The organism is Amycolatopsis sp. NPDC005232, assembly GCF_040607795.1.
GTDB lineage: Bacteria > Actinomycetota > Actinomycetes > Mycobacteriales > Pseudonocardiaceae > Amycolatopsis.
On record NZ_JBEXHL010000032.1, the window covers coordinates 23,451 to 44,620 of the forward strand.

Below are 21,170 nucleotides of genomic sequence, written 5' to 3' on the forward strand. Positions count from 1 at the left end.
ACGAGAGTCCCGGAGGTGACCTGTGTACACACAGGTTCCCGCGCCACTGGGCGGCAGCCTCGGCTGGTCCGCCCTTGTGTCCGCCCTGCCCCTGCTGGTGTTGTTCGTGCTGCTGGGCGTGTTCCGCGTCCGCGCCTGGCTGGCTTCGGTGATCGCGCTCGTGCTGTCGATCGTCGTCGCCATCGCGGTCTACGGCATGCCCACCGGCCCCGCCCTCGATTCCGCGCTCGAAGGCGCGGCGTTCGGCTTGTTCCCCGCGCTGTGGATCGTGCTGAACTCGCTGTGGATCTACCAGATGACGAAGGTTTCCGGGCACTTCGACGTGCTGCGGCGCACGTTCGCGAAGATCAGCGACGACCAGCGGGTGCAGGGCGTGATCATCGCGTTCTCGTTCGGCGCCCTGCTGGAGGCGCTCGCCGGATTCGGCGCGCCGGTGGCGATCTGCTCGGTGATGCTGGTGGCTGTCGGGCTGAAACCGCTGAAGGCGGCGACGGTCGCGCTGATCGCCAACACCGCACCGGTCGCGTACGGCGCGGTGGCGCTGCCCGTGATCACACTCGCGAAGGTGACCGGGCTGCCGCTCGACGACCTCGCGGCCATGACCGGGCGGCAGGTGCCGATCCTCGCGCTGATCGTGCCGCTGGTGCTCATGATCGTGCTCGACGGGAGGCGCGGGCTGCGGCAGGCGTGGCCGGCCGCGCTCGTGTGCGGGGTGAGCTTCGCGGTGGTCCAGTACCTGATGGCGAACTTCGGCCCGGTGCAGCTCACGGACATCGCGGCGTCGCTTGTGTCCGCCGCGGCCGTGCTGGTGCTGCTGCGGTTCTGGCGGCCGAAGCCGGCCGAGGCGCCGGACCGTGCCCCGGATGACGGTGGTGCGCGGCCCGCGCCGGTTTCCGGTGGCAGCGGGGTGGCCGCGGCGACGGTGGTGCGCGAGCGGACGGTCGTCGACTCGCGAATCGAGCAACTGCGGTCGTTCGCGCCGTACGCGACGATCATCGTGCTGTTCTCCATCGCCGCGATCCCGGCGGTCGCGGCGGCGCTGGCCACGACGACCAAGACGTTCAGCTGGCCCGGCCTCCACATCGCGACGGCCGCGGGCAAACCGCTGAGCCTGGTGTCGTTCAAGTTCGACTGGCTCGCCGACAGCGGCTCGGTGTTGTTCATCGCCGGTGTCGTGTCCGCGTTCCTGCTGAAAGTACCGCTGCGGCAGGCGATCCGCGCCTACGGGCAGACGATCGTGCAGCTGCGTACCGCCGGGCTGACGGTGATGGCGGTGCTGGCGCTGGCGTACGTGATGAACATGTCGGGCCAGACGGCGACGCTCGGGTTGTTCCTCGCCGGCGCGGGCGGGCTGTTCGCGCTGCTCTCGCCGCTGCTGGGCTGGTTCGGCACGGCGGTGACGGGTTCGGACACGTCGTCGAACTCGCTGTTCGGGGCGCTGCAGGTGGCGGCCGCGCACGGCGCGCAGCTGCAACCGACGCTGATGGCGGCGGCGAACAGCAGCGGCGGGGTGCTCGGGAAGATGATCAGCCCGCAGAACCTGGCGATCGGCGCCAGCGCAGTGGGACTGGCGGGTAAGGAGGGCCTGCTGTTCCGGCGGGTGCTCGCGGCGTCGGCGGTGTTCGTGCCGCTGATGTGCGTGCTGGTGTACCTGCAGTCCACGCCGGTGCTGTCGTGGATGGTGCCGTGAGCGCGCGCGACGCCGTCGAAGAGGCCAACGCGGCGATCGGCGCGGCGGTGTCCACGTGCACGTTGCCGGCCGACGACGAGGCGGTGCTGCTCGACGTCCAGTACGAGCTGCTGGAACTCGCCGACGCGCTTGCCGCCGGCGTACCGGTGCCCGAGTTGCCCCGGTTGTGGCGGGCGGCTCGGGACCTCGGGCCCGTGGTGGCGCCGCGCGGGTTCGAGGTGCTCGGCGGGCTGAGTGCCGCCGCCGGGCTGCTGAAACTCGCGCGGGCAGTGGCGCGGCGGGCGGCGCGGGAAGCCCCGGCCGACGGGGTGGTGGTGCTCGACCGCTTGGGTGACGTCCTCCTTGCGATCGCGTTCCGCGCCGAGGAGCGCGAACGCTCACTCGGGTACGCCGGATTGTGTGCCGACTGAGCCGATGGTTACTAATCCGACCACAGTCACGGCCGAATAGCTTCGCAGCAACGGTTACGTGATGGCCGGGGGTCGGCCTACTTTTGGTCGGATTAGTAAGTGTGGTCATACCAACAAAGAGGTCATATTGACACTGACTGCGAGCTCCGATTACCTTGAGTGAGCACTACGCGGTGCAGAGGAACTCCGGTGAGATTCCGGGCCGGTCGCGCCACTGTGATCGGACCCCGCCCGGCGGGGTTCGCAGGCAGACCCTCTCGCCGCGTCCATCCTTGAGCGGGTCGCACGAACCCGAGGAGGAGCGTGACCACCGTGATACCCGGAACGATGCCGGAAACGACGCCGAGGAACCGGTCATGACGACCGAGGCGGCCTGGGAGCCGGTGCGCCGCGTGCGGATGCACGAACAGGTGCTGGCGCAGATCGAGGAGAAGATCCTCGACGGCAGCCTGCGCGCGGGGGAGAAGCTGCCCAGCGAACGCGAGCTCGTGAGCGCGCTGGGGGTGAGCCGGACCAGCGTCCGCGAGGCCCTGCGCGCGCTCGAAGCGATGGGGATCATCGAGGCCCGCACGGGTTCGGGCGCCGACGCGGGTTCGATCGTCACCGCGCGGTCGACCCCGGCGCTGACCAACCTGCTGCGGCTGCACCTCGCGCTCGCGCGGATCAGCCTGGCCGATCTGGTCGAGACGCGCGTGCAGCTCGAACGCAACGCGGCCCGCGGCGCGGCGGCGACCCGCACCCCCGAGGACGTGGCCCGGCTCGCCGAGCTGGTCGAGGGCATGCGCGCGGCGGACCAGGAGTACCAGCAGTTCAACGCGCTGGACACCGAGTTCCACGTGAGCATCGCCCGGATCTCGGGCAACGCGCTGGCCACCGACCTCATGCAGGCCCTGCGGGGTGCCGTCGAGTCGGAGATGGCGGCGGCGTTCGCGCGTCTGCCCGATTGGCGGGCCGTCGCGGCCGACCTGGTGGCCGAGCACGAGGAGATCCTGCGCGCCATCGAGGCGGGCGACGGGGATCGCGCGGCCGAGCTCGTGGCCGAGCACATCACGCGCTTCTACACCGATCGCGTGCTCAACCCCTGATCGCACGGCGGCATCCGGCGCGGTCCGGGTCGTAAGTCAGCGGAGCCCACCGGCCCGCCGAACGAGGCGGGCCGGGGCGTCGCCAGTCACCTGCACCAGCTCGTGCCGATCGCACCGAGGTTCGATTCACGCTGCCGCGGTGCGCGGCGTCGACTAGACTCGTTTGCCTCCTTTTCCCCACAGGGAGGAGTCGGTGATGAGCGACTTCCCCACTTCACAACACAGCAGGCGGGACGTGCTGCGCGCGGCCGCCGCCCTCACGTTGGGTTCGGTGGCGCTGGGCGCCTGCGCATCCGAGGAGGACACCGGGGGAACCACCGGTGGCCAGGCCCCGCAGGAGACCTTCAGCGAACCGTCCACAAAGCTGTCCGGTGACCTGAAAATCCTTCTCTGGAGCCACTTCGTGCCAAACCATGACGTGTGGTTCGACCGGTTCGCGCGCGACTGGGGTTCCCGGGTCGGTGTCAACGTGACCGTCGACCACATCGACCAGGCGCAGATCCCCACCCGGATCGCGGCCGAGATCCAGGCGCGGCAGGGCCACGACCTCATCCAGTACATCGCGACGCTGTCGCAGTTCGAGCCGAGCGTGCTCGACCAGCGGGACCTGGTCAGCGAAGCGACCGGGCGCTGGGGACAGCAGCTCCCGCTGTGCGAGAAGTCGAGCCTCAACCCCGCCACCGGCAAGTTCTACGCGTACTCGCCGGGCTGGGTCCCCGACCCGGGCAACTACCGCAGGTCGCTGTGGGAGGCCGTCGGCATGCCGAACGGCCCCACCACGTGGGACGAGCTGCTCATCGGTGCGGCGCAGATCAAGAGCAGCAAGGGCATCCCGCTCGGGCTCGGCATGTCCCAGGAAATCGACTCCAACATGGTGCTGCGAGCCCTGATGTGGTCCTACGGCGCGTCGGAGCAGGATGCGAACGAGCGCGTCACGATCAACTCGCCGGAGACGATCGCGGCCGTGGAGTACATGACGAAACTCTACGGGCAGGCGATGACGCCCGAGGTCTTCTCCTGGAACGCCGCGAGCAACAACCAGGGCCTGGTCGCGGGCAAGATGTCCTACATCGTCAACTCGATTTCGGCCTGGCGGACCGCCGCCGGGTCGAACCCGGCCGTCGCCGACGACACGTTCTTCGTGCCGGCGCTGCGCGGACCCGAGACCGCGCTGGCTGCGCAGCACGTGCTGTACAACTGGATCATTCCGCAGCACGCCACCGGGGTGCCGGCGGCGAAGGAGTTCCTGCTCCACTACACCGCCAATTTCGCCTCGGCGACCTACCAGTCGAAGCTGTACGACTTCTCCGCGTGGTCCAAGCTGACCCCCGAGCTGCCGAACTGGCTCGCGAACGACCCGTTCGGCTCTCGGCCGCCGGACAAACTGAAGCTCCTCGCCGACGCCGTCCCGTGGAGCGCCAACATCGGTCATCCGGGGCCGGCCAGCACGGCCATCGGCGAGGTGTTCAGCACCTTCGTCATCCCCAATATGTTCGCCAGGGCGGTGCGCGGTGAAGCCACCCCGCAGCAATCGGTCGCCGAGGCGGAGGGGCAGATCAACGCGGTCTTCGCCAAGTGGCGTGCCGCTGGGCTCGTCGGCGGCTGAGTGCGATGGCGGTCGTCGAGGTTCGTGACCTGGTGAAGCGGTTCGACGGCGGGCGGGTGCCCGCCATCGACCGGGTGAGCCTGGCCGCCGCGGCCGGGGAGTACCTGGTGCTGCTGGGCCCGTCGGGCTGCGGCAAGACGACCCTGCTGCGGACCATCGCCGGGCTTGAACAGCCGACCAGCGGCGATGTGCTGATCGGCGGGCACGTGGTGACCGGACTGCCGCCCCGGGCGCGTCAGATCGCGATGGTGTTCCAGAGTTATGCGCTCTATCCGCACAAGACCGTGCTGGCCAACATCGTGTTCCCCCTCCGGGCTGGGGGCATGGGCAAGGAGGATCGCGAGCGCAAGGCCCGCTGGGCGGCCGGGCTCTTGGGCCTCGGCCCGCTGCTGGACCGCAAACCCCGACAGCTCTCCGGTGGTGAACGGCAACGGGTGGCACTCGCCCGGGCACTCGTCCGCGACCCCCAGGTGTTCCTCCTCGACGAGCCGTTGTCCAATCTGGACGCGAAGCTGCGCGCCAGCGCCCGGGACGAGCTCAAGCGGTTCCAGGAGGACGTGGGAACCACGACGATCTACGTGACTCACGACCAGGCCGAGGCGATGGGGCTGGGCGACCGGATCGCCGTACTCAACGCCGGCCAGGTCCACCAGGCCGGCCCTCCGGTGGAGGTCTACGACAACCCGGCCGACACCTTCGTGGCGACGTTCATCGGCTCGCCGCCGATGAACCTGATCCCGCACGACGGCAAGCTGGTCGGGTTCCGCCCCGAGCACCTGCTGCCGGTCGAGAACGTCCCGGCCGGCGAGCGGGTCACGATGCCGCTCGCCGTGGAGCGGCTCGAATACCTCTCCGGCGACCGGCACGTGTACGGCACGGTGTCGCGGATCGGCGAGCCCACCAGGGTGGTCGCCCGGCTGCCGGCCACAGTGGACACCTCGATCGCGGCGGGCGAGACGCACGAGTTCGCGGTGCCCGGCACACGCCTGCGGTTCTTCGACTCCGACAGCGGGCAACGCTCCGACCCGGTCCGCCTGGACGGTGGGTGAGGTGGCCACCACCGCCGACGCGGTCACCACTCCCGAGACCGCCCCGGCGCGGCGCCGGCTGGCGGACCGCGACGGCCTGCTGGCATGGGGTTTCCTGCTGCCCAGCATCGTCTACATCGTCGCGCTGGTAGGCGTCCCGTTCGTGCTCGCCATCGCGTTCGCGTTCTCGGACGTGACGGCAGGGGACCCGTCCTACGATTTCGTCGGCTTCCGCAACTTCACGCGGGTCTTCCAAGACCCCGTGTTCTGGCGGGCCCTGGGCAACACGTTCGTGTTCACCCTCATCTCGATGGTCCTGATCGTGGTGCTGGGCAAGGTGCTCGCCAACATCCTCGTCGCGGACTTCCGCGGCAAGTGGCTCGTCCGCTTCCTGGTCCTGCTGGCGTGGACGACGCCGGTGGCCCTGTCGTCGATCTCGTGGCTCTGGTTGCTCGATTCCATCTACTCGCCGATCGACTGGATGCTGCGGCAGTTCGGCGCGCTCGGTCCGGCGGAGAACGTGTACTGGCTCGGCCGGCCAGGCCTGTCGATGGCCTCGGTGATCGCGGTCCACGTCTGGCGGCTGACCCCGCTGGCCGCGGTGATCATGATGGCCGGGCTGATGGCCATTCCCAAGGACATCGACGAGGCCGCGCGGGTCGACGGAGCCGGGTACTGGCGCCGGATGTTCGAGATCACCATCCCGCTGGTGCTCCCGGTGGCGGCGGTCGCCGCACTGTTCGGCGCGATCTTCACGTTCACCGACATGGCCGTGGTCCGCGTGCTCACCCGCGGTGGCCCCAACGACGCCACGCAGGTGCTCGCCAGCTGGGCCTTCTACCGCGGCATCGACGGCGGCGACGTCGCCCAGGGCGCCGTCATCGCGCTCTTCCTGTTCCCGCTGTTGCTCGCCGCAGCGGTGCTCATCCTGCGCGCGGTGCGCCGGATCGAGGTGCGATGACCACCGCCGAGGAAGCCGGCCGGCTGCGGCAGCGATACGCCAGGCGCCACGTGTTGGCCCGGGTGGGCCTGTACCTGACAGCGATCGTGGCGGCGCTGATCTGCGCGGCGCCCTTCCTGTGGAGCCTGATCACGGCGTTCAAGCAGAACCGGGACCTGTACAACCCGCAGAACAACCCGTTCGTGTTCAACCGGCCGCCCACCGCGGACCACGTCGGCTACCTGTTCACCGACACCGAGTTCCTGACCTTCGTGGCCAACACGCTGCTCGTCGGGATCCTGGTCGTGCTGATCACGCTCGCGCTCGGCCTGCCTGCTGCGTATGCGCTGGCCCGGCTGGACCGACCGTGGTCCGGGCCGATGGCGATCGGCATCTTCCTCGTTTACCTCGTGCCGCCCAGCCTGCTGTTCCTCGCGCTCTCGCGGATCGTGGTGGCCGTCGGGCTCCAGGACTCGACGTGGTCGCTGGTCCTGATCTACCCGACCATCACCATCCCGGTCTCGGTCTGGCTGCTCATGGGATTCCTCAAGAACATCCCGAAGGACATCGAGGAACAGGCCATGGTCGACGGCTACAGCCGGGTGGGCGCGTTCGTGCGGGCCGTCCTGCCACTGGCCTACCCCGGCGTCATCGCGGTGGTCGTGTTCGCGTTCACCCTGACCGCGAGCGAGTTCATCTACGCGCTCGCCTTCGTCGCCCCCACGGACCAGATGTCGGTGAGCATCGGGGTGCCGACCCAGCTGGTGCGCGGTGACGTGTTCTTCTGGCAGTCGTTGCAGGGCGCCACCGTGCTGGTGGCCGTGCCGATCGCACTGGTGTTCACCTGGTTCCTGGACCGGTTCGTCAGCGGATTCACGATGGGCGCGGTCAAGGAATGAGCAGCGGAGTGGGCTCCCTGACCGAGCACGGCCACCGGATCGACCTCGGGGGCCGCGCAACGCCCAGGGAACCGGATCGCGTGCTCAACCCCTGATCTACGCTGTCGGCCATGACTGACAGCGCTACCTCTGCCACCGGGGCCACCGCGCTGGCGGCCTTCGGCTACGAGCTCGGGGTGCTCAAACGCGTCCGCCGCAGCGGCTGGTGGCAGGCCGGCGTGCGCGATCCCGAGTCCGTGGCCGAGCACAGCTTGCGGGCGGCTCAGCTCGCGGCGTTGCTGGCCGCCGAGGAAGGCGCGGCACCGGAGCGCGCGGCGTTTCTGGCGCTGTGGCACGACACGCAGGAGACCCGTACGGGTGATCTGCCGCATTCGGCCGGGCCCTACCTGGTGAAACCGGACCCGCGGGCGATCACGGCGGACCAGACAGCGGCGTTGCCGTCGCGTGCGCGTGCGGTGGTGCGCGAGGCCGTCGACGAGTACGAGGCGCGGGAGTCCACTGAGGCGCGTTGCGCCAAGGATGCCGACAAGCTGGAAATGCTCCTGCAGGCGCTGGAGTACCGCTCGTCGGGTGTGTCCACAGTGGAGGAGTGGGTCGACTCCGCGTGCGCCGGGTTGTTCACCTCGACCGCCCGCCGTCTCGCGACGGCCGCGCTGGCGTTGCCGCCGCTGTCCTGGCGCACACTCTGATCACGGTTGGTTGGAAACTCGCCGGCCGGGGAATTCTTCCTGTGACCGACGGGAGGCAGAACGATGAGGTGGAGGATCACAGCAGCGTTGGCGGGCGCGGCGGCGGTCGCGGCCACGATCGGCTTCGCCGACAGCGCGAACGCGGCCACCGCACCGTGCGGCGCGCAGGCGAAAGCCTGCGTCCAGCTGCACACCGGCACGGCCTGGCTGATGGACAACGGAAACGTCGTCCGCGGCGGTGTGCCCATCACGGTGGGCAAACCCGCGTACCCGACGCCGGCCGGCACGTTCCACGTGCAGTACAAGGACATCGACCACTACAGCAAGCAGTTCAACGGGCCCATGCCGTACTCGGTCTTCTTCACGACCACCGGCGTGGCGTTCCACCAGGGCAGCCTGGAGGTGCAGTCGCACGGCTGTGTCCACCTCTCCCACGCCGACGCGGTGGCGTTCTACAACGCACTCCACCCGGGTGACGTGGTCCAGGTAGTCAAGTAGTGGAGTAGGACGGTCGCGGGGTGGGGAGGATCCCGCCCCGCGCGGTCGTGGTGGTCTGGACCCCGTGCTGGCAGGATGGCCGGGTGACGGTGGGGCAGGGGGAGCGGCTGGGCCCGGACTTCGCGCGCGTCTGGGCGGCCGCTTCGGTGTCCGTGGTGGGCGACGGCGTGCGGATGGCGGTGCTGCCGCTGCTCGCGGTGGCGGTGTCGCCGACGGCGGTCGCGGTGAGCGCGGTCGCGGCGGCCGGGGCGCTGCCGTGGCTGGTGTTCTCGTTGTTCGGCGGCGCGCTGGCGGATCGGTACGACCGCCGTACGTTGATGTGGCGCACGGACGCGGTCCGGGCCGTCGTCGTGGCGGCGGCCGCGATGTGGGTTTTCCTCGCGACGCCGCCGGTCGGGGTGCTGGTGGCGCTGGCGTTCGCGCTCGGGTGCGCCGAAACGGTGTTCGACAACGCGTCCACGGCGACGCTGCCCGACATCGTGCCGCCCGAGCGGCTCGACGCGGCGAACGGCCGTTTGCAGGGCAGCCAGGTACTCGGCCTGCAGTTCATCGGGCCGCCGCTCGGGGCGGCGTTGTTCGCGGCTTCGGCCGGGGCGCCTCTGGTGGTGGACGCGGCGTCGTTCGCGCTGGCGGCTTTGCTGATGTGGTTCGTGCGGGCGCGGCCCGCCGTGCCGGTGCGTTCGGGCCGCTCGATGCGGGCGGACATCGCCGAAGGCGTGCGCTGGCTCTGGGGTCACCATGGGCTGCGGCTGCTCGCGATCGAGCTTGGGGTGGCCGCGCTGGCGGTGCAGCTGGCGACGTCGGTGCTGGTGCTGCTCGTCGTGCAGACGTTGAACGCGCCGGAGTTCGCCTACGGCCTGGTGCTCGCCTCCGGTGCCGCCGGTGGCGTACTGGGGTCGTTCGTCGCGGGGCCCCTGAAGCGCAGGTTGCCGCTCGGCGCGCGCATCGGTCTCGCCATCACGGCCATCGGCGCCGCCCTGGTGGTGACTTCGTTCGCGACGTCCGTGTGGCTCGTGGGCGGAATGTACGCACTTGGCAGTTTCGGCATCATCCTCTGGAACGTGCAGGCCGTGTCGGTGCGCCAGCGCCTGGTCCCGCGCGAACTGCGCGGCCGCGTGAGCAGCGCCTATCGCCTCATCGGCTGGGGCGGCATCCCGCTCGGCGCGGCCCTGGGCGGTGTCCTCGGCACCGCGGCAGGCGTCCGGACCCCGATCCTGGTGGGTGGCTGCCTGGTGCTCGGGTCGCTCGTGCTGGTGCCTCGGCTGGGGAAGCTGGAGCGAGACGCTCGCTAGGCTGGCCGGCATGGATCTTTCCGTGCGGTACGGGCCCGAGCCCGACCAGTTCGCCGACGTGTTCCTCCCTGCCGCCACCACCCCCGCTCCTCTCGTTCTCGTGCTGCACGGCGGTTCCTGGCGGCTCGACGTCGACCGCGGATACGTCGAACCACTGGCCCGGGCGCTGGCGCGCCACGGGTTCGCGGTGGCCAACGTCGAGTATCGCCGGCCCGGCGGCGGGGGCGGCTGGCCCGAGACCTTCACCGACACCGGCCTCGCCGTGGACACGCTCCCGGGCCTGATCGAGGCCGCGGCGCCGGGCCGCGTCGACCCGGCGCGGCTGGTGGTGCTGGGTCACTCGGCCGGCGGCACGCTCGCTCTGTGGGCCGCGCACCGGCCCGGCGCGCCGGGGGTCGTCGCGCTCGCCCCGGTGGCCGCGCTCGCCGACGCCCACCGCCGTGACCCCGAAGGTCCGGTCGACCGGCTGCTGGGCGGTGGCCCGGACGAGGTCCCGGAGCGCTACGCCGAGGTGGATCCGGCCGCGCTCGGCACGCCGCCCGGGCCCGTCGTGCTCTTCCACGGCGAGGTCGATTCCGCGTTGCCCACCAAGCTTTCGAGTGACTACGCCGACGCGATCGGCGCGGAACTGGTGCTGGTGCCCGGCGCCGACCACCTGGACGTGGTCGTGGCGGACGGGCCGGCGTGGCCCGCGCTGGTGGACACCCTCACCAAGATGTCCACAGTGGAACGGTCCTGAATGGAGTGTCCGCTGCCCGTCATCGGGTACGTCCGCACCGCCCGCACGGAACTCGAGCGCACCCCGGTGCAGGCCGGCGCCAACCGTGGTGAGGAGGGCGTGCTCGAGCTCGCCGAGGAGTACGTCGAGGGTCTCGACGGGCTGGCCGGGTTCGACTACGCCTGGCTGCTCAGCTGGCTCGACCGTCCGGACCGGCCCCTGGCCAGCCTCACCCAGGTGCCCTACCTGCTGCGCCGTGAGCAACGGCGCATGGGCATCTTCGCGATGCGCGGGCCACGGCGGCCGAACCCGATCGGGCTGAGCCTGGTGCGGATCGTCGAGGTCATCGGGCACACGGTGCGCTTCGCGGGCGTCGACCTGCTCGACGGCACGCCGATCCTCGACCTCAAGCCCTACGTCACCGCATTCGACCGCCCGCCCGGCGAGCCCGGCAGCGGTTGGTTCGACGACGTCACGGTGGCCGAAGGCACCACCCCGGAGGACCTCGCGCCGCCCGGGGAGACGGGGAGGTGTTAGCCGCGCTAAGGGATCGCGTCACAGAACGCCGCTGGTCGTGGCCGCGACGCGAACCTAGCGTCGATCGTGGCCCTGATCCCCGACGACGCCAAGGAGACCCCCAGTGGACGCCGGCACCCCCTCCATGATCCTGACGGCCGCGCTGATGCACGGCCTCGGCATGCACACCGGCGCGTGGATGGCGCGCGAAGGCGACGCCGGTGACCACCTGACCCCCGCGCTGTACAAGGACATCGCCCGCACCGCCGAGGCCGGCAAGCTGCACGCGATCTTCCTCGCCGAGCAGATGACCAACCAGGAGGTCGGTACCGAGCGCCCGTGCGGCGCGCTCGACACCGTCACCGTGCTGTCGCTGATGGCCGGGATCACGGACAAGATCGGCCTGGTCGGCACCGGGTCGACCACCTACAACCAGCCCTACGACCTGGCGCGGCGCTTCGCGACGCTGGACCACCTCAGCCAGGGCCGCGTCGGCTGGAACTCCATCGCCACGCAGAACCCGACCGTGATCGAGATGTTCGGCGGCGGCAGCCACCCCGACCACGCGCAACGCTACGCGCGCGCCGACGAATTCATCGACGTGGTGCTCAAGCTGTGGGACAGCTGGGAGGAGGGCGCGCTCGTCGGTGACAAGGAAGCCGGCGTGTTCGCCGACCCCGATCTGGTGCACGAGATCAACCACGTGGGCGAGTACTTCGCGGTGAAGGGCCCGATGCCGTTCGCGCGCTCGCCGCAGGGCCGTCCGGTGATCTTCCAGGCCGGCTCGTCCGACCGCGGTCGCGACCAAGCCGCCAAGTACGCCGACGTGGTGTTCACCGCCCAGCACGTGCTCGAAGACGCCGTCGCCTTCCGCGACGACATGCGCCGGCGCGCGGCCGAGTACGGCCGCCACCCCGACAGCATCAAGATCCTGCCCGGCATGTCCGTGGTCCTCGGCGCCACCGAGAAGGACGCGCAGGAGCGCAAGCAGCTGATGGACGAGGTCTTCGGCGTCACCGCGAACATCAAGAAGCTCTCCAAGCGCGTCGGCCTGCCGGTCGAGGTGCTCAAGCTCGACGAGAAGTTCCCCGCGCACCTGCTCGGCCCGGACGAGGAGTTCACCGGTTCGATCGGCTTCCGCCGCAGCATCGTGAGCCTCGCGGTCAAGGAGGACCTGACCGTCCGCGAGCTCATCGGCAGCTACGGCGGCGGTCACCACCAGGTCGTCGGCACCGCGGAGCAGGTCGCCGACCAGATGCAGGAACGCCTGCTCGCCGGTGCGGCCGACGGCTTCACGCTCATGGTCGACATGCTGCCCTCGGGCGTGCACGACGCCGTCGAGATGCTGGTGCCGGAGCTGCAGCGGCGCGGCCTGTTCCACACCGACTACGAGCACGACACCCTGCGCGAGAGCTTGGGCCTGCCCACCCCGTCGCTTGTCCCGGCCGCCTGAAGGAGTCGATCATGACCGCATTGCCGAGTATCGGGGGAGACCCCGTGCGCGTGCTGGGGATCGGCGGCACGCTGCGGCCGGGTTCGACGTCGGAGCGCGCGCTGCGGCACGCGCTCGCGGCGGCCGCGGCCGAGGGCGCCGAGACCGAGCTGATCACGGCCACGGAGCTGGCCCTGCCGATGTACGACCCGGGCGTGGCGCCGCTGACCGACGAGGCCGTGCGGCTGCTCGAAGCCGTCCGGCGGGCCGACGCCCTCGTGCTGTCCGTGCCCGGCTACCACGGCGGGATCTCCGGGCTGTTGAAGAACGCGCTGGACCACCTGCAGGAACTCGCGGGCGACCCGGTGCCCTACCTCGACGGCAAGGCCGTGGGCTGTGTCGTCGCGACGGGCGGCTGGCAGGCCGGGGTCACCACCCTGACGTCACTGCGCTCGACGGTCCACGCCCTGCGCGGGTGGCCGACGCCGCTGGGGGTCGTGGTGAACTCGGCGACCAAGCCGTTCGACGCGGCGGGCGGGATCGCCGACGCGAAGGTCGGCGACCAGCTGGCCACAGTGGGCCGGCAGGTGTGCGGGTTCGCGCGGTCGTGGAGTGCCGCGTGACGCTGTCACCGGCCCGGGAGGTGGTCGCGGCCGGCGGTGTCACGGACGCCGCCGCGGCGCTGGCCCGGGGTGAGGTCGTGCTGGTCGCGGGCGAGGCGGGGGCGGCGCTGGTCGCCGCCGCCGAGCTCGTGACCGGCGAGACGGCGCGGTTCCTGGCCGCCCACGGCGGGCCGGTCGGCTGCGCGCTGCCCGGCGCGTGGGTCGACCGGCTGCGAATCCCGGCTATGGTGCCCGGCTCCGACGTCCACGTCGGGGTGGGGCACGGGTCACCGGCCCGCACCCTGCGCGCCCTGGCCGATCCCGCGACGCGCCGCGAAGACTTCCGTGTGCCCGGGCCCGTGTTCCCCACTCGCACGCGCGAGCACGGCGTGCTCGAACGCCCCGGCCTCGCCGAGGCGGCCGTGGATCTGGCCCGGATCGCGGGCTGCGAACCCGCCGCGGCCTTCGTGGAGCTCGACGCCGCGGCCGACGGTCTGCCGTGGGTGTCCGTCACCGAAGTGGCGGCGTACCGGCGGGCGCGCGAACGGCTCGTCGAACGCGCGGCGGACGCCCGGCTTCCCTTGGCGCACGGTGGTTTCCGGGCGCTCGGGTATCGCGACCTCGTCGACGGCGGGGAGCACGTCGCCCTCGTGCACGGCGAGCCGGAGCGAGGCTCGGTGGTGCGTGTCCACGTGGAGTGCCCTGCCGGCGACGCCTTCGGCGCCCGGCACTGCGGGTGCGCGCAGGCCGTGCGCGATTCGCTCGACGAGATCACCCGCGCCGGATCGGGCGTGCTGGTCTACGTCCGCGGCCGCCGCTCACTGTGGTCCGCGCTCACCGGTCACCGGGTCCCGGACGGCCGGCCGGACGACGTGGCGGGCCAGATCATGCGCGACCTCGGTGTGGACGACTGACCGCATCCGGCGTTCCACTGTGGACTTCCGGCCGGGAATCGTGCCGCGGAACCGGGTTCGCGCCGCGCGCCTCACCCGAAACGGGTGAGGCCGCGCGCGTCGAAGGGCTCCACCGCGGGACCGCCGGGCGCACCGGTCCGCCGCTGCCCGCGCCCGCGCTGCCGGCGAGGCGGGCGGTGCGCGGGCCGGCGGGATATCTCGCCCTCAGCAGGTGATGGGGAAACCCGCAGTGGTTGAAAGGTTTAGGCGTCGCCGGGGAAGGGACCCTGGTCGGTGCGAAGAGGACTGAACCATGGCGGGCGATAAGCGGGCCGAGCGGATCGCGGAGTTCATCAGGCCGCTGCGCGTCGAGCCGGGGTCGAAGGTCCGCCTCTCCCGGGACTTCGACCCGGCCTACCGAGGTGACGTGCTGCGCAAGAAGGACGGCCGCGAGCTGCTCGCGGCGGGAGTCACCCTGCTGGCGGACTACCAGCGGCGCCTGGCCGCCCAGAACACCTACGGCGTGCTGGTCTGCCTGCAGGCATTGGACGCCGGGGGCAAGGACGGCACGATCCGGCACGTGATGAGCGGCGTGAACCCGCAGGGCGTGCGGGTGAGCGGGTTCAAGGTGCCCTCGTCCGAGGAACTGGACCACGACTACCTGTGGCGCTACGCGCGCCGGCTACCCGCGCGCGGGGACATCGGGATCTTCAACCGGTCGCACTACGAGGAGGTGCTCGTGGTGCGGGTGCACCCGGAGCACCTGGACCACCAGCAGCTGCCCGCGTCGGCGCGGCGCGGGCACGTGTGGGCGCGCCGGTTCCGGGAGATCAACGACTGGGAGCGCTACCTGACCGACAACGGGTTCAAGATCGTGAAAATGTTCCTCAACCTGTCGAAGGAAGAGCAGCGCACGCGGTTCCTCAGGCGGATCGACCGGCCCGACCGCAACTGGAAGTTCTCCGCGGCCGACGCCCGCGAACGCCGGTTCTGGGACGACTACCAGCGCGCGTTCTCCAAGGTGCTCTCGGCGACCAGCACGGAATGGGCCCCGTGGTACGTGATCCCGGCCGACCGCAAGTGGTTCGCCCGCACGTGCGCGGCCGCCGTGCTGGCGCACACCCTGATCGACATCGACCCCCAGTACCCGACGGTGAGTGACGAGCGGCGCGACGACCTCCTCGTCGCGCGGGCGGAGCTGGAAAGCGAAGCACCCGAAGGCGCGCCGGCCGACCCGTACGCCGCCGCCGAGAAGAAGAAACGGGACAAGAAGAAGAAAACGAAGCACTGACGACCGCGGTTTCGGCTCACGGCGATCGGAGGGCGGAAATGGTCGCACAGGAGCACGCGCCGGCGAAAGAGCACAACTGGTACTCACGCACCCCCGGCGACGTGGCCTCGGCGTTCGGCGTCGACCTGGAGTTCGGGCTCTCCTCGGCGACGGCCGCGGAGCGGCTGAGCGTGAACGGTCCCAACGCGCTGCCCGAGGAGAAACCGAAAGCGGCCTGGCTGCGGTTCCTCGAGCAGTACACCAGCTACATGCAGCTCATCCTGGTCGCGGCCGCCGCGGTGTCGCTGGTGATCAAGCAGTGGGGCACGGCCACGCTGCTGCTGGCGCTCACCGTCGGCAACGCGATCGCGGGCCTGCGCCAGGAGGGCAAAGCCGAGAGCGCGATGAACGCGCTGAAATCGATGATGAAGGCGACCGCGCGAGTGCGCCGCGACGGGGTCGAAGAAGCGGTGCCGGCCGAAGAGATCGTGGTCGGCGACGTCGTGCTGATCACGGCGGGCGACCAGGTCCCCGCCGACTGCCGCATCGTCGTGGCCAACGCGTTGCAGATCGACGAGTCGTCGCTGACGGGCGAGAGCACACCGGCGGTGAAGGACGCGGTCGCGTTGCCCGCCGGCAAGCTCGGCCCCGGCGACCAGTCGAACATGGCGTTCATGAACTGCCCGGTCACGCACGGCAGCGCGACCGTCATCGTGACCGGCACCGGCCAGGAAACGGAGCTGGGCAAGATCTCGGGGATGCTGTCGGCCACGACGCGCGAGAAGTCGCCGCTGACGAAGCAGCTCAACACGCTCACGCTGTGGATCGCCGCGGCAGCCGGGATCACCATGGTCGTGATGTTCGTGCTGGGCCGCGGCCGTGGTCTGTCGTGGGACGTCTTGTTCGTGAGCGCGATCTCGTTGGCGATCGCCGCCATCCCCGAGGCGCTGCCCACGGTGAGCCAGGTGATCCTGTCGCTCGGCAGCGTGGACCTGGCCAAGCGCAACGCGATCGTCAAGGACCTCCCTTCGGTCGAGACCCTCGGGTTCACCTCCGCGATCAACTCGGACAAGACCGGCACCCTGACGATGAACCAGATGACCGCCGTCGAGGTGGTGAACCACACCGACCGCTACACCGTGAGCGGCATCGGGTACAGCCTCGAGGGCAAGGTGCACCACGCCGCCGGTTCGGCGGGCGGCATCGAGAGCGCGATCCTGCCCTACCTGCTCGCCAGCGACGCGAAGATCGTCGACGCCAAGGTCGTCGGCGATCCCACGGAGGGTGCCCTGCTCGTGCTCGGCGCCAAAGCCGGTCTCGACGTCGACGCCACGCGGGAGAAGCTGCCGCGCACGGCGACCTTGCCCTTCGACCCGTCGTACAAGCTGATGGCCACCTTCCACCCGACGACCGACGACTCGGGCCGGGAGGTGGTGCGCTGCTTCGTGAAAGGCGCGGCGCCCGCGGTGCTGGACCGCGCCGCGACCGCCTTGTCGGGCGGCGAGTCCGTGCCCTGGGACGACGCCGTGAACCGGCAGGCCCGCGAACGCATGAAGAGCATGGAAGCGCAGGGCCGGCGTGTGATGGCCGCCGCCCAGTGCGACCTCGACCCGGCCACGTTCGACCCTGAAGGCGACTTGCTGTCCTACGTGACCGGCCTGCAGGTGATGAGCCTGGTCGCGATGGTCGACCCGCCGCGTGAGCAGTCCCAAGCCGCGGTGGCCAGCGCACAGGCGGCCCACATCCGGGTGCGCATGGTGACCGGAGACGACGTCACCACCGGTGCGGCGATCGCGAAGCAGCTCGGCATCCCGGGTGACGCGGTCCTGGGCTCGGAGTTCGCGGACCTGCCCGAGGCCGAACGGTTGTCCCGCATCGACGACATCGGCATCGTGGGGCGCGTTTCCCCGGAACACAAGGTGATCCTGGCCGACACGCTCAAGAAGAAAGGCGACGTCGTCGCGATGACCGGCGACGGCGTGAACGACGCGCCGGCCATCAAAGCGGCGGACCTCGGGATCGCGATGGGCAGCGGAACCGACGTCGCGAAGAACGCGAGCCGGATGATCCTGTCGGACGACAACTTCGCGACGATCGTGTTCGCCGTCGAGCAGGGCCGCAAGATCTACGACAACCTCACGAAGTACATCCGCTTCGTCCTGGTGCTGCTGGTCGTGTTCGTGCTGACGTTCCTGGGCGCCAGCCTGTTCAACATCGCGGCCGGGGAGCCGTTCACGCCGGCACAGGTCCTGTGGATCCACTTCGTGGTGAACGCGCCCTTCGGGTTCGCGCTCGGCTTCGACCGCGAAACACCGGGGCTCATGGGGCTGAAACCGCGGCCGCGCGGCGAGTCGGTGCTCACCCGCCCGGTGTTCGTCACCGTCGGGCTCTCCGGGCTGGTCGTGACCGTCGGGCTGCTCCTGCTGCTTTCGCTGGGCCAGACGTACTTCGGCAGCGCCGAGGTCGCCACCACGATCGCGTTCACGGCCTTCGCAATGTGCTTGATCGTGGCGGCGGTCGAATGCCGCAGCGAGACGGGGACCGCACTCACGATCGCCACGTTCGACAGCAAGCAGATGAACTGGGCGATGCTCGGCGAGTTCGTGCTCGCGGTGCTGGTCATCAAGATGGACGTCTTCAACAAGCTGCTGGGCACCACGGACCTGACGCTGACGGAGTTCTTCTGGGCCCTGGTCCCGGCGGTCGCGCTGCTGATCCTGTGGGAGGCCGGCAAGGCCGTGGCGCGGTGGCTGAAGGGGAGCGGCGCGCACCGGGTCAATCGCACGTGAGGAAAAAGTAAAGGAACCATTACCTTTCGTTGCCCGTTGTCAGGGCATGGAGCGCACGGTGATCGAGCTCGGGAGCCGCGACCTGCTCGTGGTGGCGGGACTGCCCGGAGCCGGCAAGACGACCCTGCTGCGCCACGCCGCCGGCTCCCTGCGGGTGCTCGATTCGGACCAGGTCCGCGGACGCCTCGGAGCCGTGCTGCCCGCCGCCGTGCCGTACCGGCTCTACCGGCCGGTGGTGCACGTGTGCCACCGCGCGCGGATCGTGCTGTTCGCGGCTCTGCGACGCGGGCCACTGGTCGTGCACGAGCCCGCCACCCGCGCGTCGACCCGCCGGTGGCTCGGACTGGTGGCCCGGGGCACCCGGCGTCCGGCCCGGTTGCTGTGGCTCGACGCGAGCGCCGAGGAGGCGCTGGCGGGGCAGCACCGCCGCGCGCGGCTCGTGCGGAGCCGCTCGTTCGCGCGGCACGTCGTGAGGGCCCGCGTCGCGCGGGAGGAGCTGCTCGCGGGGCGGGTGCCCCCGGGCTTCGCCGGCGCCCAGGTGCTCACCCGCTCCGCCGCTCCGTACGCGGTGCTCAGGCCAGGCGCCGACGGACCCACCAGAACGCCCCTGCCACGCACAGCGCGGCCAACAGCACGAACAGACCCGCCTCGCACAGCTGCAACGTCCAGAACCGCCCGGCCGGCTGCACGGGGTACAGCCGGGTGAACCCGGCCGCGGCCAGCTTGTCGACCGGCTCCATTCCCGGGATCGGGGGCCGCCCGACCCCGGCCAAGGCCAGGGTTTCGTCGTAGCTGTGGATCACGCCGGCGCCGTCGCGGAACACCTGCGTGCCGACGGTGAGATCGCCGAAGTGGGTCTGCTCGGTGAGCACGGGGGAGAGCAGCCGCGGGCGCACGAGGTTCTTCACGACCACGATCACCGGCAGGAATCCCACGAGCGCCACGGCCGCGCCGGCGAGCGTCCGCCGGAACACCGCGCCGCCGGCGACTCCGAGCGCGAAGCCGAACAGGCAGGTCGCCGGAAAGGAAACGAGCCCGAAGTCGAAGGTCGGGAACCAGCCGTCGACCCGCGTGGCCGGCGCGAACCACCACGCGTACGCGGCGGCGAAGACGAGCCCGTAGGCCACGGAGAACGTGCCGCCGAGCAGCAGCTTCGAGCCCAACCACCGACCGCGGGTCACCGACTGCGTCCAGGTGAACCGGAACGTGTGGTGCTCCAGCTCCGTGGCCACGACAGGCGCGCCGAGGAACATGCCGAGCGCGGCGGGCAGGAGCGTCAGCAGCAGCTGCGCGTAGTTGTGCACGAAGGCGATCAGCGTCGGCCAGTCACCGCATTGCGGGTCTGGCGCGCCGGCGAAGCAATCGGGCAGGTCCACTGTGGACAACGATGACCGCATGCCGGCGCCCATTGCGACGTAGCCCGCGGCCAGTACGACGAACAGGACGGCGAGGCCCAGCAGCCGCGCGCGGTCCTGCCGCCAGGAAACCCAGATCACGCCGCGACCTCCTTCGGCTGCCCGGCCGCGAGGTGGTGCAGCACGAGGTCTTCCAGCGACACCGGCTCGGCGCGCCAGCCCGGCGGAAGCGCCGGCCGAGGACCGCGCAGGAGCATCGTGGCCGCGTCGCCCCGGCGTTCGCAGGACAGCGGGACGATCCGGATCTCGTCCACAGTGGACGCCGGACCGGTGAGGCGCACGTGCTCCGCCATGAGATCGTCGACGTCGCCGGACAGCACGACCCGGCCGTGATCGAGCACCACGAGGTGGTCGCACAGCCGCTCCAGCTCGGACACGACGTGCGAGGACAGCACTACCGTGCAGTCGTGGTCGGCCTTCGCCGCCATCAGGCTGCCCATGAGGTCGCGGCGGGCGAGCGGGTCGAGACTCGCTACGGGCTCGTCGAGCACCAGCAACTCCGGTCGCCGCGCGAGGGCGACGCTCAGCGCCACCTGTGCCCGCTGGCCCCCGGAGAGCTCGCCGACGCGGCGTTGCAGCGGAATGCCCAGCTCACGCACGCGGTCGAGCGCCGCACGGTGGTCCCAGCGCCGGTTGAGCCGGCGCGCGGCTTCGAGCATCTCGCGCACTCGGAACGACTCGTAGAGCGAATGCCGCTGGTCGAGGTACGCGACGCCGTCGGTCGGCTGTCCCGGCTTCACCGGCCGGCCGAACAGCTCGAGATTTCCGGCCGAGGGCCGCTGGAGCCCGGCCAGGAGGTTCAGCAGGGTCGACTTCCCCGCGCCATTGGGTCCGACGAGGCCGACCACGCGACCCTCGTCGATTTCGAGTGTGCAATCCCGAAGCCCCCAGGCGCGACCGTAACGCCGGCCCAGGGCATGGGTCGCGATCGCCGCTGTGCTCACTCATTGTCCTTCCCAGAACGTTTTCCGATGCGCAGGAGCACGGACGAGACGAGGGCCTCGACGTCGGCGACGGTCAGGCCCGATCCGCGAGCCTCGTTGATCCACCGCTCGAACCCGGCGCGCAGGTGCGCTTGCCGTTCGGGCGACACGCCTGCCGGGTCGTCGCGCGCGACGAACGTGCCCATTCCGGGCCGGCCGCGCACGATGCCGCGGTGGTCCAGCTCGCGGTACGCCTTCTGCACGGTGTTGGGGTTGATCACGAGCTGGCGCGCGACCTCCTTGACCGTCGGCAGCTGGTCGCCCCGCTTGAGCTCACCGAGCCGCACGGCGTGCTCGACCTGCCGCACCAGCTGCAGGTACGGCGGCACACCCGAACCACTCTCGAACCGGAACTCGAACACCGTGTCCGTTACCCCTGTATCGGTTACCCCAATTGACTAGGGAACTAGGTTAA

General features: G+C 70.7%; 20 protein-coding genes. 18 read left to right on the forward strand and 2 right to left on the reverse strand.

Annotated elements, in window-relative coordinates:
• Positions 1-22: 22 nt before the first annotated feature.
• From ABZU76_RS40100 to ABZU76_RS40185, 18 genes are all read left to right on the forward strand, one after another.
• Positions 23-1,690, forward strand: a complete 1,668-nt coding sequence (locus ABZU76_RS40100) for an L-lactate permease (RefSeq protein WP_354880007.1) — start codon at positions 23-25, stop codon at positions 1,688-1,690.
• On the forward strand, positions 1,687-2,100 hold the full coding sequence (locus ABZU76_RS40105; RefSeq protein WP_354880010.1) for a hypothetical protein: 414 nt from the start codon (positions 1,687-1,689) through the stop codon (positions 2,098-2,100). The genes ABZU76_RS40100 and ABZU76_RS40105 overlap by 4 nt, the downstream gene beginning before the upstream one ends.
• Before the next feature lie 356 nt (positions 2,101-2,456).
• The gene (locus tag ABZU76_RS40110; RefSeq protein ID WP_354880013.1) at positions 2,457-3,185 is read left to right on the forward strand and encodes an FCD domain-containing protein; all 729 of its coding nucleotides are present in this window, start codon (positions 2,457-2,459) and stop codon (positions 3,183-3,185) included.
• A gap of 196 nt (positions 3,186-3,381) precedes the next feature.
• Positions 3,382-4,791 (forward strand): extracellular solute-binding protein, encoded by a 1,410-nt coding sequence (locus tag ABZU76_RS40115; RefSeq protein WP_354880016.1) that lies wholly within the window; start codon positions 3,382-3,384, stop codon positions 4,789-4,791.
• Positions 4,792-4,796: 5 nt separating this feature from the next.
• On the forward strand, positions 4,797-5,840 hold the full coding sequence (locus tag ABZU76_RS40120) for an ABC transporter ATP-binding protein (RefSeq protein WP_354880019.1): 1,044 nt from the start codon (positions 4,797-4,799) through the stop codon (positions 5,838-5,840).
• A gap of 1 nt (position 5,841) precedes the next feature.
• Positions 5,842-6,780: a sugar ABC transporter permease gene (locus tag ABZU76_RS40125; RefSeq protein WP_354880022.1), complete on the forward strand. Its 939-nt coding sequence runs from the start codon at positions 5,842-5,844 to the stop codon at positions 6,778-6,780.
• Positions 6,777-7,658 carry a carbohydrate ABC transporter permease gene (locus ABZU76_RS40130; protein ID WP_354880025.1) on the forward strand — a complete coding sequence of 294 codons (882 nt, stop codon included), beginning with the start codon at positions 6,777-6,779 and terminating at the stop codon, positions 7,656-7,658. Before ABZU76_RS40125 ends, ABZU76_RS40130 begins: the two co-directional genes overlap by 4 nt.
• Positions 7,659-7,768: 110 nt before the next feature.
• Positions 7,769-8,347: an HD domain-containing protein gene (locus ABZU76_RS40135; protein WP_354880028.1), complete on the forward strand. Its 579-nt coding sequence runs from the start codon at positions 7,769-7,771 to the stop codon at positions 8,345-8,347.
• 63 nt (positions 8,348-8,410) lie between these two features.
• Positions 8,411-8,845: a L,D-transpeptidase gene (locus ABZU76_RS40140; RefSeq protein ID WP_354880031.1), complete on the forward strand. Its 435-nt coding sequence runs from the start codon at positions 8,411-8,413 to the stop codon at positions 8,843-8,845.
• Positions 8,846-8,928: 83 nt separating this feature from the next.
• Positions 8,929-10,137, forward strand: coding sequence for an MFS transporter (locus tag ABZU76_RS40145; protein WP_354880034.1), 1,209 nt, complete (start codon positions 8,929-8,931; stop codon positions 10,135-10,137).
• A gap of 10 nt (positions 10,138-10,147) precedes the next feature.
• Positions 10,148-10,876 carry an alpha/beta hydrolase gene (locus ABZU76_RS40150; protein ID WP_354880037.1) on the forward strand — a complete coding sequence of 243 codons (729 nt, stop codon included), beginning with the start codon at positions 10,148-10,150 and terminating at the stop codon, positions 10,874-10,876.
• Entirely contained in the window at positions 10,877-11,392 is a 516-nt protein-coding gene (gene tsaA / locus ABZU76_RS40155; RefSeq protein ID WP_354880040.1) for a tRNA (N6-threonylcarbamoyladenosine(37)-N6)-methyltransferase TrmO, read from the forward strand.
• Between the two features lie 103 nt (positions 11,393-11,495).
• Entirely contained in the window at positions 11,496-12,824 is a 1,329-nt protein-coding gene (locus tag ABZU76_RS40160) for an NtaA/DmoA family FMN-dependent monooxygenase (RefSeq protein ID WP_354880043.1), read from the forward strand.
• A gap of 11 nt (positions 12,825-12,835) precedes the next feature.
• Positions 12,836-13,426, forward strand: coding sequence for an NADPH-dependent FMN reductase (locus ABZU76_RS40165; protein WP_354880046.1), 591 nt, complete (start codon positions 12,836-12,838; stop codon positions 13,424-13,426).
• Positions 13,423-14,319 carry a 3,4-dihydroxy-2-butanone-4-phosphate synthase gene (locus ABZU76_RS40170; protein WP_354880049.1) on the forward strand — a complete coding sequence of 299 codons (897 nt, stop codon included), beginning with the start codon at positions 13,423-13,425 and terminating at the stop codon, positions 14,317-14,319. The genes ABZU76_RS40165 and ABZU76_RS40170 overlap by 4 nt, the downstream gene beginning before the upstream one ends.
• Before the next feature lie 292 nt (positions 14,320-14,611).
• Positions 14,612-15,589, forward strand: a complete 978-nt coding sequence (locus ABZU76_RS40175; protein WP_220240520.1) for a polyphosphate kinase 2 family protein — start codon at positions 14,612-14,614, stop codon at positions 15,587-15,589.
• A gap of 38 nt (positions 15,590-15,627) precedes the next feature.
• The gene (locus ABZU76_RS40180) at positions 15,628-18,357 is read left to right on the forward strand and encodes an HAD-IC family P-type ATPase (protein ID WP_354880052.1); all 2,730 of its coding nucleotides are present in this window, start codon (positions 15,628-15,630) and stop codon (positions 18,355-18,357) included.
• A 58-nt stretch (positions 18,358-18,415) separates the two neighbouring features.
• Positions 18,416-19,063, forward strand: coding sequence for an AAA family ATPase (locus ABZU76_RS40185; RefSeq protein ID WP_354880055.1), 648 nt, complete (start codon positions 18,416-18,418; stop codon positions 19,061-19,063).
• A gap of 786 nt (positions 19,064-19,849) precedes the next feature.
• Here ABZU76_RS40185 and ABZU76_RS40190 read toward each other — a convergent pair.
• Together ABZU76_RS40190 and ABZU76_RS40195 are read right to left on the reverse strand one after the other, a co-directional pair.
• Entirely contained in the window at positions 19,850-20,716 is an 867-nt protein-coding gene (locus ABZU76_RS40190; RefSeq protein WP_354880057.1) for an ABC transporter ATP-binding protein, read from the reverse strand.
• Positions 20,713-21,117: a GntR family transcriptional regulator gene (locus ABZU76_RS40195; protein WP_354880060.1), complete on the reverse strand. Its 405-nt coding sequence runs from the start codon at positions 21,115-21,117 to the stop codon at positions 20,713-20,715. Before ABZU76_RS40195 ends, ABZU76_RS40190 begins: the two co-directional genes overlap by 4 nt.
• Positions 21,118-21,170: the final 53 nt, after the last annotated feature.

Excerpts from the sequence above, each read along its gene's own strand:
- ABZU76_RS40110 (WP_354880013.1), top strand. The coding sequence starts at position 2,457 with ATGACGACCGAGGCGGCCTGGGAGCCGGTGCGCCGCGTGCGGATGCAC.
- ABZU76_RS40115 (WP_354880016.1), top strand. The coding sequence starts at position 3,382 with ATGAGCGACTTCCCCACTTCACAACACAGCAGGCGGGACGTGCTGCGC.
- ABZU76_RS40120 (WP_354880019.1), top strand. The coding sequence starts at position 4,797 with ATGGCGGTCGTCGAGGTTCGTGACCTGGTGAAGCGGTTCGACGGCGGG.
- ABZU76_RS40130 (WP_354880025.1), top strand. The coding sequence starts at position 6,777 with ATGACCACCGCCGAGGAAGCCGGCCGGCTGCGGCAGCGATACGCCAGG.
- ABZU76_RS40135 (WP_354880028.1), top strand. The coding sequence starts at position 7,769 with ATGACTGACAGCGCTACCTCTGCCACCGGGGCCACCGCGCTGGCGGCC.
- ABZU76_RS40140 (WP_354880031.1), top strand. The coding sequence starts at position 8,411 with ATGAGGTGGAGGATCACAGCAGCGTTGGCGGGCGCGGCGGCGGTCGCG.
- ABZU76_RS40150 (WP_354880037.1), top strand. The coding sequence starts at position 10,148 with ATGGATCTTTCCGTGCGGTACGGGCCCGAGCCCGACCAGTTCGCCGAC.
- tsaA (WP_354880040.1), top strand. The coding sequence starts at position 10,877 with ATGGAGTGTCCGCTGCCCGTCATCGGGTACGTCCGCACCGCCCGCACG.
- ABZU76_RS40165 (WP_354880046.1), top strand. The coding sequence starts at position 12,836 with ATGACCGCATTGCCGAGTATCGGGGGAGACCCCGTGCGCGTGCTGGGG.
- ABZU76_RS40175 (WP_220240520.1), top strand. The coding sequence starts at position 14,612 with ATGGCGGGCGATAAGCGGGCCGAGCGGATCGCGGAGTTCATCAGGCCG.
- ABZU76_RS40180 (WP_354880052.1), top strand. The coding sequence starts at position 15,628 with ATGGTCGCACAGGAGCACGCGCCGGCGAAAGAGCACAACTGGTACTCA.